We start from the raw sequence: 13911 nt of genomic DNA on the forward strand, positions 1-13911 counted from the left end.
GAAAACGTCCAGGACCAGCGCGAGGCTAGCCGATAATGCAAATGCCACAAATGGCGAAAGACGTTTTCATGGCCGGCTTTATCGCCTTGCCCGGTGTTGCCGTCAAGTCGCTACCTTCGCCAAAAATATCGTTGGCTCACAGGAATTGAGCCACTGAAACATTTTATTAAACAGGTCGGCACTGTGATGAAACATTCGCCGGCTAGATCAGCAAGCGTCACGATTTGGTCGGATTCGGCCAGCAAACGCAGACACGAAGACGTTACCAGGGAAGAGAACAATGCCTAAGCAAGAATCCAACCGCGTCAAGCAACCGGCGCTCGCCAGCCACTACCGGGCGATCGGCCCGGCAGCAATCGTCGCAGCTCTTCTGCACACCGCGAAGAAGAAGAAGCCGGCGCAGAAGATCGTTTCGCCGCGCGCTGCCTGAGAATGCCGTCGGGAAGGTTGAGGCGCTCACGGCGCACCAGCAATAGTAGCTTTTGCTAAAATAAATTCATCTGACTGTCGTTCGCGCCGGACTTCTGGCGCCTGACCTTCTCGGGCTCAGGCTCGACGACGCCCTTCTCCTGAATCTGCGGCCCGGTATTGACGACCTTGTTGACGAGGTCGGAAACCGGGATCGCTTCGAAGAAATCGGGCTGGGCGGGTCTCAGCAGATGGGCCACATCGCGCGGCTCGAGCGTGCGGCAATCCAGCCAGCGCGCGAAATCTTCGGGATGGATCACCACCGGCATGCGGTCGTGGATATGGGCAGTATCGGCATTGGCGTGGGCGGTCAGAATGGCGCCGGTGTCCATTTCCGAGCCGCCCGGCTCGGCATAGGTCTCAATCAGCCCAGCGAAGGCGACAAGCCCGCCACGCCTTGGCCGCACCCAATAGGGCTGCCCACTTCTGCCACCGGTTTGGTGCCATTCGTAGAATCCCGAAGCCGGTACCAGGGCGCGGCGATGGCGCATGGCAGCGCGAAACGACGCCTTTTCCGAAGCCCCCTCAGAACGCGCGTTGAACAGCAGCGGGAAGTTACGCGTATCCTTGACCCAGGCCGGGATCAGGCCCCAGCGCACCAGCATCGAGCGGCGGTCGGGCAGGTTCGAGCCCGCCGCCCGCGGCAATCCGGCGAGCGCCATCAGCACCGGCTGCGTCGGCGCGATGTTGTAGCGGGCCGGAAACTCCTCAAGTTCCGCCAGGCTGAGAAAGGCGGCGGTCTGGTCCGGAGTGGCCGTCAAAGCAAAGCGTCCGCACATGAATTCAGCTCTCGAATTGGTGGCATGTGAAAGTGGCCATGGAACCCGCCTTTCGCAACCGCTAAAGCTGTTCGCCGACGGCCGGTCCACAACGGGCTATGCCAATCGAGCGATCCGAAGCCCATGGAAGCACGCAAGATCATTCCGGCAGTCTCGGTCTGCGTCGTGCGCGAGAACACGGTGCTGCTGGTCAAGCGGGCCAGGCCGCCCTCGCAAGGCCTCCATGCCTTTCCCGGCGGCAAGGTCGAAGCCGGCGAGACGCTGGAACAGGCAGCACGGCGCGAATTGCTGGAAGAGACCGGATTGCAGGCGCGCAGCTACCGGCCGCTGCGGGAAATCCACATCGACGGCAGCGGCGACGGGCATCCGGTCGACTACTGGCTGACGGTGTTTGGGGCCGATTATGCTGGCGGCGAGGCGGTGGCCAGCGACGACGCCGAGACCGCGGCTTTCTATACGCTGGCCGAAATGACAGCGATGCCGCTCGCCGATGCAGTGTTTGAAATTGCCGACGATCTACTCGGTCCCAACAAAGACGGCGAGATCTGAGCCAGAGAATCGCCTTGCAGGCGACAAATTGTTTCAGCACAAGGACTCATGAGCCGCACGTCTTCTTTTCTCGCCGCATGCCTCGCCGTCAGTGTGGTTGTCGGTGCGCGCCCGGCGATTGCCGCCGAAGCACCGTTCGAGCCCGGGCTGATGCGGCTGGCGGAAGTGCTCGGCTCGCTGCATTTCCTGCGTAATCTGTGTGGCGAGAAGGGCGATCGGTGGCGAGCCGAGATGGAAAAACTGATCGCATCGGAAAATCCGAACCCGGAGCGGCGCGCCCGCTTCATCGCCAGCTTCAACCGCGGCTACCGGTCGTTCGGCGGTACTTATACGCAATGCACCGCCTCGGCGACGGAAGCCATCAGCCGCTACATGAAGGAAGGCGAGACGCTGTCTCGCGACATCGCTTCGCGCTACGGAAACTGACGACGGCAGCTGCCGTTCCGGCAAACCGGCATCAACCGCCGGCGCCGTGGGCGGCGGACGCGTTCGACACTTCTCCGCTTGCCTCGGGTGAGGTCTTGGTGCAAACCTGATGTTGCACTTTTGCAACTATGTTAACGAAACGTTAGCGCGCGAATGTGAAATTAACTCAAACTGAAGGTTTCCGTCCCCTTGGCCGGCCTAATCGGCTAAGTTTGAATCGGATCGGACGCAGGTTTGCTGGACGCGACGGAATTTGTAGAAGACGACCAAAAAAATGTCGTATTTACAAATACTTACTGCGCCTGCGTGTAAAAGGGACAACTCAAGCTTGATCCCTGTCCAACGGATCACCGCTTGAAAGGGTGGAAATCGCAATGGAACATGGCGTCAACGACATCGACGCGCTGGTCAGGGAAGAAAAGCGCCTGACCGCCGTGGAAAGCCACAGCGAAGCCTGGGCAGAAGGATTGTCGGCCGGGATCGAGCCGGAAATCATCGCCGAGGCAGCCCTCGAAACGGCATTCGGCGAAATGCTGCGCACCAATGGCGAGACCTCGGCGCTTGCCCTGCTCGATCGCATGCGTGAAAAGGTGATTGCCGGGGCCTTCGAGCCCGAAAGACTGCGGCACTGACCCCGGTTCTTTGACGACGGCGCGCCGCCGGACATCATGTCCGGGCACATGGATGGGCTGGAACCAGGGAGTAGCAGGCGGTGAATTTTTCGATATCAGGCAAGCCGCGCGGCCTGGTCCTCAGCATTTGGCTTACTGCTTCCTGCGCCACGATTCCCCTTGCACTGTTTCTTGCGAGCAGTCCCGCTCACGCCCTCAGCGAGATCAAGCGCGAAGACCTTCCCTCACCGGTCACGCCGCCACCCGACGGTGACATGTCGCCGCCCGGAAGTACCGTGCCGATGCCCGGCCCGCTCGGCACGACGCCACCACCGACCAGCCGGCCGACGCCATCCGACGAGCCGGAACAAACCGAACCGAAAGGGCCGGCCAACGATGGGGGCATGGCCAATCCGCATGTCGATCCGGACGCGCCCGTGCCCGAAGTCGTCTACGACCTGGCCAAGTTGCCGGAACCGGTCAGGCGCATGCACGATCTGATAGTCGAGGCGTGCAAAAGCGGCGACATCGAAAAACTTCGGCCGCTGATCGGCACGGGAGACATGATGACCCAATTGTCGCTGGGCGACATCGAGGGCGACCCGATCGCCTTCCTGAAGGGCCTTTCGGGCGATACGGAAGGCCAGGAGATCCTCGCCATCCTGGAAGAAGTGCTCAGTGCCGGTTTTGTCCATGTCGATGCCGGCACGCCGCAGGATCTCTATGTCTGGCCCTATTTCTTCGCCCTGCCGCTGGACAAGCTCGACGCCAGACAACGGGTCGAGCTGTTCAAGATCGTCACCGCCAGCGACTATGACGACATGAAGCAGTTCGGTGCCTACATTTTCTACCGCGTCGGCATCACGCCGACCGGACAATGGACGTTCTTCGTCGCCGGCGATTGAGTGGCTAAGCATGGTCTCTTGGAGACAGGAGCTTAGCCCGCCAACGCCTCGGAAAACTCCACCGCCCTACCCTGGCCCGGCGTGACGATCTCGCCTTCCCACATCACGCGCCGGCCGCGAACGATGGTGCCGACCGGCCAGCCGGTCACCTGCCTGCCGTCATAAGGCGTCCAGCCGACCTTGGAGCCTTGCTGGGCGTTGGCGATGGTCTCGCGGCGCTTCAGATCGACGATGGTCAGATCGGCATCGTAGCCGGCGGCAATACGGCCTTTCCTGGCGATGCCGAAAATACGCTGCGGGCCGTGGCTGGTCAGGTCGACAAAGCGCTGCAACGTCAGCCGGCCGGCGTTGACATGATCCAACATGATCGGCACCAAAGTCTGCACCCCGGTCATGCCGGACGGCGACGCCGGATAAGGCTTTGCCTTCTCGGCCAGCGTGTGCGGCGCATGGTCGGAGCCGAGCACATCAACGATGCCTTGCGCAACGCCGTGCCAGACCCCGTCGCGATGGCGCGTGGCGCGCACCGGCGGGTTCATCTGGATCAGGGTGCCCAACTGCGCATAATCATCGGCGCTCAGCGTCAGATGATGCGGCGTCGCCTCGCAGGTCGCGACATCCTTGTGCTGTTCGAGGAAGCCTATCTCCTCGGCGGTCGAGATGTGCAGCACATGGATCCGGGCGCGGACCTGGCGCGCGATTCGCACGAGGCGCTCGGTGCAGCGCAACGCAGCGATCTCGTCGCGCCACACCGGATGTGAGGACGGATCGCCCGCGATGCGCTCGCCAAGCCGCTCGCGCAGCCGGAACTCGTCCTCGGAGTGAAAGGCGGCGCGGCGGCGTGTGTTCCTCAGGATCGAGGCAACGCCTTCGTCGTCCTCGACCAGCAGGTCGCCGGTGGACGAGCCCATGAAAACTTTTATGCCGGCCGCACCAGGCAGCCGCTCGAGATCGCCAGCGTCTTTTGCATTGTCGCGGGTCCCGCCGACCCAGAAGGCAAAGTCGCAATGCATGCGGCCGGTGGCACGCCGCACCTTGTCGGCAAGGGTTGCCTCACTGGTGGTCAGCGGATTGGTGTTCGGCATCTCGAAGACGGCGGTGACGCCGCCGAGCACCGCTGCCCGCGAGCCCGTCTCCAGATCTTCCTTGTGCTCCAGGCCCGGCTCGCGGAAATGCACCTGGCTGTCGACAACGCCCGGCAGGATGTGCAGCCCACGGCAGTCGATCGTCTCACCGGCCGACGCCTGGCGGAGGTCGCCGATGGCAGCGATGCGCCCACCATTGATGCCGATGTCGCGAAAACCCTGGCCGTCGTGATTGACCACGGTGCCGCCTGTCAGGATGAGATCGTAGATGGGGGCCATACGGATCCGGTCTCTTGCGGGGGAAGTGCCAGCGGCTTACGTAATGGCCGATAGTTTTGCAAGATCAGGCTCGTTTTCCCACCATGCCCTTTGCCTCGCTCAGAGATCGCGCACTCGTTTCCGTGTCCGGGCCGGATGCCGAGCACTTTTTACAGAACATCCTGACCACCGACCTCGACGTGCTCGGCAGCAGCGAAGCAAAGCCCGGTGCGCTGCTAACGCCGCAAGGCAAGATCCTTTTCGATTTCCTGATCTCGCGCGCCGGCGAAAATGCTTTCCGACTTGAATGCCGTACCGAGACCGCCGATGATTTCATGCGCCGGCTGACGCTCTACAAAATGCGCGCCAAAGTCGAAATTGCCAAGCTGGATCAGCCGGTTGTGGCCGTCGCATGGGGAAGCGATTCAGCCACTTCGCAATTTGAATCAGCACCGTTTGCTGATGCGCGGTTTGTCGATACTGCCGTCAAGCGCTTCTACGATGACACCGCAGATGGCGGCGACCTTGCCGCATGGCAAGCCTTTCGCATCGCCCACGGCATTGCCGAAAGCGGTGCGGACTACCAACTCGGCGACGCTTTTCCGCATGACGTGTTGCTCGACGAGATCGGCGGTGTCGGCTTCAAGAAAGGCTGCTACGTCGGCCAGGAGGTCGTCTCGCGCATGCAGCATCGCGGCACTGCCAGGCGTCGGGTGTTGATCGTCTCGGCCGAACGCACCCTGCCCACTTCGCGCGCAGAGTTGACCGTGGAGGGGCGACCGGTCGGCACGCTTGGCTCGACCGCGGCCAGGACAGGCCTTGCCATTGCCCGCATCGACCGGGTCAAGGCAGCGCTCGACGCCGGCCTGCCGATCCTGGCGGAGGACGTCGCCGTGTCGCTCGCTATCCCGTCCTGGGCGAAATTCAGCTTTCCACAGGAAGCCATCGGCGCGGAGGACGCCTGATGGCTGCCGATCGCGCCGGGGCGCCGCCGCGCGCCTGGCAGCGCATGCTGTCCGGCCGACGGCTCGATCTGCTCGATCCCTCGCCGCTCGACATCGAGATCTCCGATATTGCCCATGGCCTTGCCCGCGTCGCACGCTGGAACGGCCAGACCAGAGGCGAGCACGCCTTTTCGGTCGCCCAGCATTCGCTGCTGGTCGAAACGCTTGTCGGCGAGCTGATGCCGGATGCCGACGCCGACGCGCGGTTGGCGGCGCTGCTGCACGACGCGCCGGAATATGTCATCGGCGACATGATCTCGCCGTTCAAATCCGTGATGGGCGGCAGCTACAGGGATTGCGAGATCAGGCTGCAGCGCGCCATCCATCTGCGCTTTTCACTGCCGGCCGAACTCGACGCGGGACTGCGCAAGGAGATCAAGCGAGCGGATCAGATCGCCGCTTATTTCGAAGCAACGCTGCTTGCGGGTTTTTCGACGGCAGAGGCGACGCAGTTCTTCGGCAGGCCGCGCGGCTTCAATGCCGAGCGCTTCGACGTCACGCCGCGCTCGGTGACTTGGGCGCAGAATGCCTTTCTCAAACGCTTTGCGGCGATCGAAAAGTCGCGACGCCAGACTGCCGTTCCAGCCGGCTGAAAACGGTAAATTAACCGGCAGGGACAACAGTGCCATGGTTAACCATGGTCCATAGGCTTGCCTCATGCCCGTTGCCGGTATCAAGGCTGGTTCGTCCGTCCGCCGACGGAGGGCCAAAGGCGTTGGTCAGCCGCAACCTATTGAAGACGAGCTGCGCGAACAGAACGAGCGTTTTTCGGCAGCGGTCGAGAACATGTCGCATGGCCTGTGCATGTTCGATGCCGATGAACGGATGATCATCTGCAACAGGAACTACATCAGCATCTTTCGCCTCGACGCCGAAGTGGTGCGGCCCGGCATCCGGTTTTTCGACATCCTCCAGCACAGCGTGGATATCGGCATCGCCTCGCAAAGCGCTGAGCAACTCTATGCCATCCGCAAGCCCTATATCGACCAGGCAAAACCTTCCACCTATGAGGAAACGCTTGCAGACGGGCGTATCGTCAACATTTCGCACCGGCCGCTGGCGTCAGGCGGTTGGGTATCGATCTACGAGGACATCACCGAGCAACGGCGCGCCGAGCAGGAGTTGAAGGAGCAGCACCGCCGTTTCGACGCGGCACTTGCCAACATGTCGCAAGGCCTTTTGATGTACGATGCGGATGGCAAGCTGATCGTGCGCAACGAACGTTTCCTGGAACTTTATCATGTCAGGCCGGCCGACTTCCCGCTTGGCATGAGTCACCATGATGCGTTCAAGCGGCTGCTGGAACTGGGCATTTATACAAAGCTCGACCCCGACAGCGAAATCTCGCAAATCGAAGCCTGCCTGCGGGCGGGGAAAACACACGTAACGCATCGCCATCTCGCTGACGGCAGGACGCTGCTGGTTGCGCGCCGGCCGATGAGCGGCGGCGGCTGGGTCGCGACGTTCGACGACGTCACCGAGCGCAGGCGCGTGGAAGAGCGCATGACCCATCTTGCGCACCACGACACACTGACCAACCTGCCCAATCGCTCGATGCTTCGCGAACGGCTCGACCAAGCCCTGAGTGAGACGAGAGACGGATCGCTGGCGATATTCTCGCTCGACCTCGATCACTTCAAGGCGGTCAACGATAGCTGGGGCCACCCCGCCGGCGACTGGCTGCTGAAATGCGTGGCCGAACGGCTGCAACGGTGCCTGCGCAATGAAACGGACGTTGTCTCCCGCTTCGGCGGCGACGAATTCGTCATCATCCAGTTCAATCTCAAAAGCCCGGGCGACGCGGAAAAGCTGGCCAAACGCATCGTCGAGATCATCGGAAAGCCGTTTCGCGACAAAAGACACGACATGCGTGTCGGCATCAGTCTCGGCATCGCGCTGTTTCCGAATGACGGCAAGGACGCCGACACTTTGCTGAAAAATGCCGATATGGCGCTCTATCGGGCAAAGAGCGAAGGGCGCAACCTGTACCGCTTCTTCGAACCAGCCATGGACGCGATGGTGCGGGCACGCCGGGCGCTCGAAATCGATCTCAGGGCAGCGCTGTCGCGCCGGGAATTCGAGCTGGATTTCCAGCCGATCATGAACATCGCCTCCGGCGAAATCGTCGGTGCCGAAGCCTTGATGCGCTGGCGTTCGCCGGTGCGCGGCCTGGTACGGCCGGACGACTTCATTCCGGCCGCCGAGGAGACCGGGCTGATCGTGCCGCTTGGAGAATGGGCGCTGCGAAAAGCCTGCACGACCGCGGCAGGCTGGGCGGCTTGGCGCATCGCGGTCAATGTCTCCGCTGTGCAGATCAAAAGCGGTACCTTTGCCCGCAGCGTTATCTCGGCACTGGCGTTCTCGGGCGTGCCGGCCAACCGGCTTGAACTGGAAATCACCGAAACCGTGCTGATGGACGAGAGCGATCTGGTGCTCAAGACACTCAGGCAGCTACGCGATCTGGGCGTCCGCATCGCGCTGGACGATTTCGGCACCGGCTATTCGTCGCTGGGCTACCTCAGGCGCTTTCCCGTCGACAAGATCAAGATCGATCGCTCTTTGACCCGTGACATCGACAGTCGCGATACCGCGGCGATCGTGCGCACCATCATCGGGCTTGGCGCACAGCTGGGCATCACCGTCACCGCGGAAGGTGTCGAGACCGAAGCGCAGCTTGAATTCCTGCAAAAGGAGGGTTGTGTCGAGGCCCAGGGCTATTTGATCGGGGTGCCGTCAAAGGCGTCGGACATTAATCGGCTGCTGAAGTCGAGCGCGACGATCCGGCAGTCCGGCTAAGTGCGACAGTCTCGCGGAAGCGCGGGCAACCGCCTTAGATCTCCTTGAGATGACGCTCGATCCGCGTGTTAATTCCTTGATAGGAGAAGGCGGCATTCAGGTGTGGCGAACCAGGAGGTTCCCAACGGGTCAGAGATGTCCGCTCAATGCCTCCACCATATCCTTGTTCGTCGCCACGGGAACGATCTCGAATTCGACCAGATCCGCCCATTCGATGACCCACCGCTGCAGGAGCGTGACGTCATCGGCCTCCACCAGCAGGAAGCAGCGGCTCATATCCGCTGCGATCCAGCTGTGGTGCACGAGAAGCGCGTCCGGCTTCAGGCGGCCCTGGTCGCGGAAACGGCGGTAGATCTCCTTGCGGTCGCAGCCGCGAAAATCCTCGGTTACGAAGAACAGCATCTTTTTCCCCTCAGTTCGGATATTATCGCCCCGGCCGGTCCAGCCGCTCCAGGAACCACTGCGTCAGCCGCACCCAGACCTCGTCTTTTTCGCCGGAGTCTTCCCAGCCGTGGTCGAGGTTGGGGTTGTCGTTGACCTCGATGACGAAGACGCCGTCCCTGGTTTCCTTGAGGTCGACGCCGTAGAGGCCGTCGCCAATGCAGCGCGCCGCGCTCACCGCCGTCTCGACGACATGGGCCGGTGCTTCCTTCAGGGTGAAGGTCTTGATGCCGCCCTGATCGGGCTTGCCGTTGGCCTTATGATTGACGATCTGCCAATGTTTCTTGGCCATCAGATAATGGACGGCGAACAAGGGCTGGCCGCCGAGGACACCGACGCGCCAGTCATATTCCGTCGGAATGAATTTTTGCGCGATCAGGAGGTCGGAATCCTCCAGCCATTCGGTTGCGAGCGTCTTCAACCCTTCGAAGGTGCCGCATTTCTTGACGCCGCGCGAAAACGAGGAGTCCGGGATCTTCAGCACCAGCGGGAAGCCCAGCGTCTGTGCCGCAAGTTCCAGGTCCGAAGGGCCGGCTATCATCACCGTCGGCGGCACCGGTACCTTGTTGTAGGTCATCAGCTCGTTGAGATAGACCTTGTTGGTGCAGCGGATCATCGACAGCGGATCGTCGATGACCGGCATTCCTTCCTGCTGGGCGCGGCGGGCAAAGCGGTAGGTATGATTGGAGATCGAGGTGGTCTCGCGGATGAACAGCGCGTCGTAATTGGCGAGCTTGGCCAGATCCCGCTTGGTGATCGGCTCGATTTCGACGCCCATCTTTTCAGCGATCTTGGCCCAGTGGCGCAGCGACGAAATCTCCGACGGTGGCAGTTCCTCATGCGGATCGACCAGCGTTGCGAAAGTGTAGCGCGCCGGCGTGCGGCCCTTGGTGTCGCGCCACTCGCGGTTGGTGTAGGTCTCCAGGCACTGGAGAAAGTGCGTTTCCTCGTCCTCGGTCATCCTGGCCAGGGGATGGAAGCCAATCTTGCGGATCGAGGCCCATTCGGCGCTGTCCCTGATGTGGAGCTCGAGCGCCGGGGCACGGAACCAGTCGAACAGAAGTTTTGCGAAGCGGTCCCAGATCCTGGATGGTCCGATGCCGAAGAAGATGCAGACCTTCTGCGGAAAAGCGCCACCCAGGTCCTTGCGGCACTTGTTGAGTGCGAGTTCGAGTTCCGGCAACGCGTGCTCATAGAGCTTGCGTTCTGACAGGTCGATCATCGTTTCGACCGTCGGGATGACCTTATGGCCGCGCGAACCGGCAAGCAGCGACGCGTAATAGCCGCGGCTCTGGTAGCCATAATTGTTCGACAGGTTGATGACCTTCGGCCGCTGACCGCGAAACAGTGCCGGATGGGCAAGGTAGTCGCGATTGGTGATGATCTTGTGCGGCGTCGCCACCTGGTCGAGATCGTTCTGCCGGCCGGTAAGGATGACCCAGGTCATTGGCTGTCGCGCTTTCCGAGAGTGATGGCGGCGCGCAATCCGTCGCGGCCGAATTGCGCCATGTTCATGAAGATGCCGTAAGGCACGGGAATGTTGGCAGCATCGAGGATCGTCTCCTGCCGCTCGTCCTCGACCCAGGGGTCGTGGATCAGGATATGATCGCCGTCGTCACCGATGGCCAATACCCAGTGCGGAACCTTCTTGCCGAACATCAGGAAGCCGCTGATCAGGACCAGCACCAGTTTTCCCTCTGCGATCGCGGTGCGAATGTCGTCAAGCCCGAATGAACGGTAATTCACCGGGATGCCGTAAAGTTCCGCACGGCGGCGAAAGTCGACCTGCGCCAGCTCCATGACCCGGCGCTTGTCTTCGCTGCGCACCGACTGCAGGAAGAGCGCGCCGTAGAAGGAGACATAGATCTCAGCAGCAAGCCCGCTCTCATAACCGGCGACGGCCAGCCCGAACGGTTCGCAGCCGCCCGGCCCCGACATCATGAAAACGGTCGTCGCCTCACGCCACAGCCGGATTTCCATCACTGGGTCCGGCACGAATCCGGGGCCGAAGTAAGCCATCGCCATCATCAGGCAACATGGTCCGCAGGTGAATTCGCAAGTCTGCTGATAAAACGGCACTTCGGTGGCGACCGGAATGTCGCCGCGCAAGGTCTTCTCATAGCGCAGCGCCGTGGCGCCATCCTCGTAATAGTCCGGTTCGCGGCCGATCTTACGGTAGCCGCTCTGCTCGTAGATCTGGATGGCGCGCGGATTGTCTTCGCGGACTTCCAAACGAAGCATCATGCGGCCGTGCTCGAAAGCGGCGGCTTCAGCCTCTTCCAGCAGCAGGCGGCCAACGCCGCGGCCGCCGAAAAATGGACCGACGGCGATCGAATAGAGTCGCGCGACCCCGCTGCCCTTGCGAAACAGCACGACCGCATAGCCGGCGACGTGACCATCGTTCTCGCCAACCAGCAGTTCGGCGGTGTCGCGTTCGATCAGTTGGCGAAAGGAGCGGCGAGAAATGCGGTCGCTCGAGAAAACAGCTTTTTCTATGGCGGCGAGGTCATCGACGTCGGACGCGCGGGCCTTGCGAATCTCGGCAGGCATGCGGGCTCAGAAAACCTCGATTGGGTTGTGGAAACGGCCCTAGTCTAAACATCGGTCACACCAGCCGAAGCGCCAGCATTCAGCAAGCGCTATCGCACCTCGATTAGGGCCGAATTGTGACAGTTTTCAAGGCAGGCAGGTCGCGCAAAGGCTTTGAAACGACCTTCGTGTTTCGGCATCGGCGCGGCTCCGGAAAAACGAGATCCTGCTCAGCTTTTCAAGCCCGCCAGAAGCTGGCCATAGGCGCTCTTGGCCACCGCGGCCAGCTGCTCGCGCGGCAGCGATCCGACGACGGCGCAGCCATAACCCTTGTCCAGCCAGTAGACGGCCTCAGGACCATCTTCTTCCCCATAAGTGCCCTTGGCCTTGGCTGCCGATTCGGCGATGACGAAGAGCGAAATGCGCTCGCCCTTGTCGTCCTCGTAAAGCAGCATCGCGGCCTTGCCCTGGCCGGCAGGCAGCAGCCGGCCACCGACCAGTTGGAAACCTTGCGCCGCCAGATCCGGTGCGACCAGCTTCAAACCCACCTGGTTCGACAACCAGCTCTGCAAATGATCCTTGTCGCTTGCCGGCACTTCCACAGCATGCCGCTTTTCAGCGGCATAGATGACGTGGGCGGCAATCGCCTCTTCGGCAAGCTGGTCCTCGGCCGTATTTTCCAGGCCGAGGCCGCCGATGCCGGCAAGATAGCCGCCAGCACCGCCAATCACCAGCATGGCGGCAGCGGCGGCCGCAAGCCACCAACGCGAGCGCGACGCCGCCGCCCTGACCACCGGCGCCTCGCCGAGCACCACCTTATTCAGCCGCACCGGGACGGGTTCGTCCAGCACGCCGTTAAAGGCCGCGCGCAATGCTGCCCGGTCGGCGGCGTAGCGTGCGCTCTTGGCCTTCATCTCGGCATTGGCGTCGAGCCATGCCTCATAGGCCGTCCGCTCGTCGCCCGGCAACTCGCCATCGAGCGCCATGTGAATGTCGCGTTCGGAGAAATCGCGCCGGCTCATTTCTCGACGATCCTTATCGATCGGCGGCGCGCGGTATCATCCAGCAGCGCGCGCAGTTCCTCACGCCCGCGCGCGATGCGCGACATCAAAGTGCCGGCGGGAACCCCAAGGATGTTGGCGGCTTCGGCATAGGAAAACCCTTCGATGGCGACCATCACAAGTGCCGCGCGCCGGTCAGGGCTTATCGCCTGCAGCGCGTCGACGATCTCGCGCGAAGCGATGCTCTCGATCTGCTCGGCGGGTGCTGCCTGCGCCTCGCTTGCCTCGAGGGGCAGCATCGCCGCCTCGCCGCGCCGGTTCACCTTGCGCATCTGATCGATGAACAAATGATGCATGATCGTAAACAGCCACCTCCTGGGGCTTTCCCCTGTCTGCCAATTGTCGAGCCGCACAAGTGCCCGCTCGAGACAATCCTGGACGAGATCGTCGGCGGAATCGCGGTCGCGCAACAGCGAGCGTGCATAGCGGCGCAGACGCGGTATTTCGCCAAGGATTGCTGCCTTCTTTTCGTCCATGACCGCTGGTTCTGGAGCCCTGTCCGTGGTGATTGAACGCGCCTTCGCGGCGCGGCGCAAGCGGCCAGCGCGAAGCGGTCCGCCGCCCCGGTCACCCAAGCAACTGAATAACGCTGCCAGTGGCAGGTTTATTCCCGGCCGATCCCCACCTGAAGACCCCTCTACAAATTCCCCTTCGAGAGGTGCTGAACTTCAAATTGCAATCCGGCCTTTTCGACTGATACCGCAGCTGCGGTAAAGAACCATTGTACCTCGGCTGGCATAATAGACAACAATGCCACCGAAATCATAACGGGTCGCCCCACAGCGTCCGGATGTTCTTTGTAGAATTGCCCTTCTAAAACGAAAACACAATATAGATTCAGTTTATTCTCTAGAAGCTCAAGATGATTTTCTACATCATCCCAATCGAGATCATCTACAATGCTGAGCAAATATTCACCATTTTTGCCTTTTGCGACAATATCCACGACGTCCGTATGCTGAACAGCCATCTGTCAATAGCCTTTTCCCGTGATCATAG

16 protein-coding genes are annotated in these 13911 nt (G+C 61.6%); 8 read left to right on the plus strand and 8 right to left on the minus strand.

The annotated features are described in order from the left end of the window. Window positions 1-280 precede the first annotated feature (280 nt). Window positions 281-430: a hypothetical protein gene (locus NKI29_RS06820; RefSeq protein ID WP_352569648.1), complete on the plus strand. Its 150-nt coding sequence runs from the start codon at window positions 281-283 to the stop codon at window positions 428-430. A 55-nt stretch (window positions 431-485) separates the two neighbouring features. On the opposite strand, the gene NKI29_RS06825 is transcribed toward NKI29_RS06820, so the two are convergent. Then, complete coding sequence (locus tag NKI29_RS06825) at window positions 486-1247, minus strand: SOS response-associated peptidase (protein WP_352569646.1); 762 nt, start codon at window positions 1245-1247, stop codon at window positions 486-488. A gap of 123 nt (window positions 1248-1370) precedes the next feature. Between NKI29_RS06825 and NKI29_RS06830 the strand changes: the two genes are divergently transcribed. The 4 genes from NKI29_RS06830 (at window position 1371) to NKI29_RS06845 (ending at window position 3738) form a co-directional block, all read left to right on the plus strand. Beyond that, the gene (locus NKI29_RS06830) at window positions 1371-1796 is read left to right on the plus strand and encodes an NUDIX hydrolase (RefSeq protein WP_352756284.1); all 426 of its coding nucleotides are present in this window, start codon (window positions 1371-1373) and stop codon (window positions 1794-1796) included. A gap of 48 nt (window positions 1797-1844) precedes the next feature. After that, on the plus strand, window positions 1845-2222 hold the full coding sequence (locus tag NKI29_RS06835) for a TIGR02301 family protein (RefSeq protein ID WP_023677748.1): 378 nt from the start codon (window positions 1845-1847) through the stop codon (window positions 2220-2222). A gap of 374 nt (window positions 2223-2596) precedes the next feature. Beyond that, window positions 2597-2854 (plus strand): hypothetical protein, encoded by a 258-nt coding sequence (locus NKI29_RS06840; protein WP_023677749.1) that lies wholly within the window; start codon window positions 2597-2599, stop codon window positions 2852-2854. Between the two features lie 80 nt (window positions 2855-2934). Beyond that, window positions 2935-3738: a hypothetical protein gene (locus NKI29_RS06845; RefSeq protein WP_352795740.1), complete on the plus strand. Its 804-nt coding sequence runs from the start codon at window positions 2935-2937 to the stop codon at window positions 3736-3738. A gap of 32 nt (window positions 3739-3770) precedes the next feature. Here NKI29_RS06845 and NKI29_RS06850 read toward each other — a convergent pair whose 3' ends face one another. Continuing rightward, entirely contained in the window at window positions 3771-5102 is a 1332-nt protein-coding gene (locus NKI29_RS06850; protein ID WP_352795741.1) for a dihydroorotase, read from the minus strand. 83 nt (window positions 5103-5185) lie between these two features. Here NKI29_RS06850 and ygfZ point away from each other — a divergent pair, with 83 nt between their 5' ends. From ygfZ to NKI29_RS06865, 3 genes are all read left to right on the plus strand, one after another. Then, on the plus strand, window positions 5186-6046 hold the full coding sequence (gene ygfZ, locus NKI29_RS06855) for a CAF17-like 4Fe-4S cluster assembly/insertion protein YgfZ (RefSeq protein WP_352647465.1): 861 nt from the start codon (window positions 5186-5188) through the stop codon (window positions 6044-6046). Further along, window positions 6046-6678: a YfbR-like 5'-deoxynucleotidase gene (locus NKI29_RS06860; RefSeq protein ID WP_352647467.1), complete on the plus strand. Its 633-nt coding sequence runs from the start codon at window positions 6046-6048 to the stop codon at window positions 6676-6678. Before ygfZ ends, NKI29_RS06860 begins: the two co-directional genes overlap by 1 nt. Before the next feature lie 64 nt (window positions 6679-6742). Continuing rightward, window positions 6743-8881: a putative bifunctional diguanylate cyclase/phosphodiesterase gene (locus NKI29_RS06865; RefSeq protein ID WP_352795742.1), complete on the plus strand. Its 2139-nt coding sequence runs from the start codon at window positions 6743-6745 to the stop codon at window positions 8879-8881. Between the two features lie 129 nt (window positions 8882-9010). On the opposite strand, the gene NKI29_RS06870 is transcribed toward NKI29_RS06865, so the two are convergent. The 6 genes from NKI29_RS06870 to NKI29_RS06895 all read right to left on the minus strand — a co-directional run bounded on the left by NKI29_RS06870 (window position 9011) and on the right by NKI29_RS06895 (window position 13882). After that, on the minus strand, window positions 9011-9283 hold the full coding sequence (locus tag NKI29_RS06870; RefSeq protein ID WP_023719871.1) for a DUF3303 domain-containing protein: 273 nt from the start codon (window positions 9281-9283) through the stop codon (window positions 9011-9013). A gap of 22 nt (window positions 9284-9305) precedes the next feature. Next, entirely contained in the window at window positions 9306-10769 is a 1464-nt protein-coding gene (locus NKI29_RS06875) for a RimK family ATP-grasp domain-containing protein (protein WP_352795743.1), read from the minus strand. Beyond that, window positions 10766-11872, minus strand: a complete 1107-nt coding sequence (locus tag NKI29_RS06880; RefSeq protein ID WP_352795744.1) for a peptidase C39 family protein — start codon at window positions 11870-11872, stop codon at window positions 10766-10768. Before NKI29_RS06880 ends, NKI29_RS06875 begins: the two co-directional genes overlap by 4 nt. A 209-nt stretch (window positions 11873-12081) precedes the next feature. Then, window positions 12082-12873: an anti-sigma factor family protein gene (locus NKI29_RS06885; RefSeq protein WP_352795745.1), complete on the minus strand. Its 792-nt coding sequence runs from the start codon at window positions 12871-12873 to the stop codon at window positions 12082-12084. After that, entirely contained in the window at window positions 12870-13388 is a 519-nt protein-coding gene (locus NKI29_RS06890; protein ID WP_352448995.1) for a sigma-70 family RNA polymerase sigma factor, read from the minus strand. The genes NKI29_RS06885 and NKI29_RS06890 overlap by 4 nt, the downstream gene beginning before the upstream one ends. A 161-nt stretch (window positions 13389-13549) precedes the next feature. Beyond that, window positions 13550-13882 (minus strand): DUF6572 domain-containing protein, encoded by a 333-nt coding sequence (locus tag NKI29_RS06895; RefSeq protein WP_051406156.1) that lies wholly within the window; start codon window positions 13880-13882, stop codon window positions 13550-13552. Between the last annotated feature and the right edge of the window lie 29 nt (window positions 13883-13911).

Origin of the sequence: Mesorhizobium sp. M0678, from assembly GCF_040320505.1 — a bacterium.
Classification (GTDB): Bacteria; Pseudomonadota; Alphaproteobacteria; order Rhizobiales; family Rhizobiaceae; genus Mesorhizobium.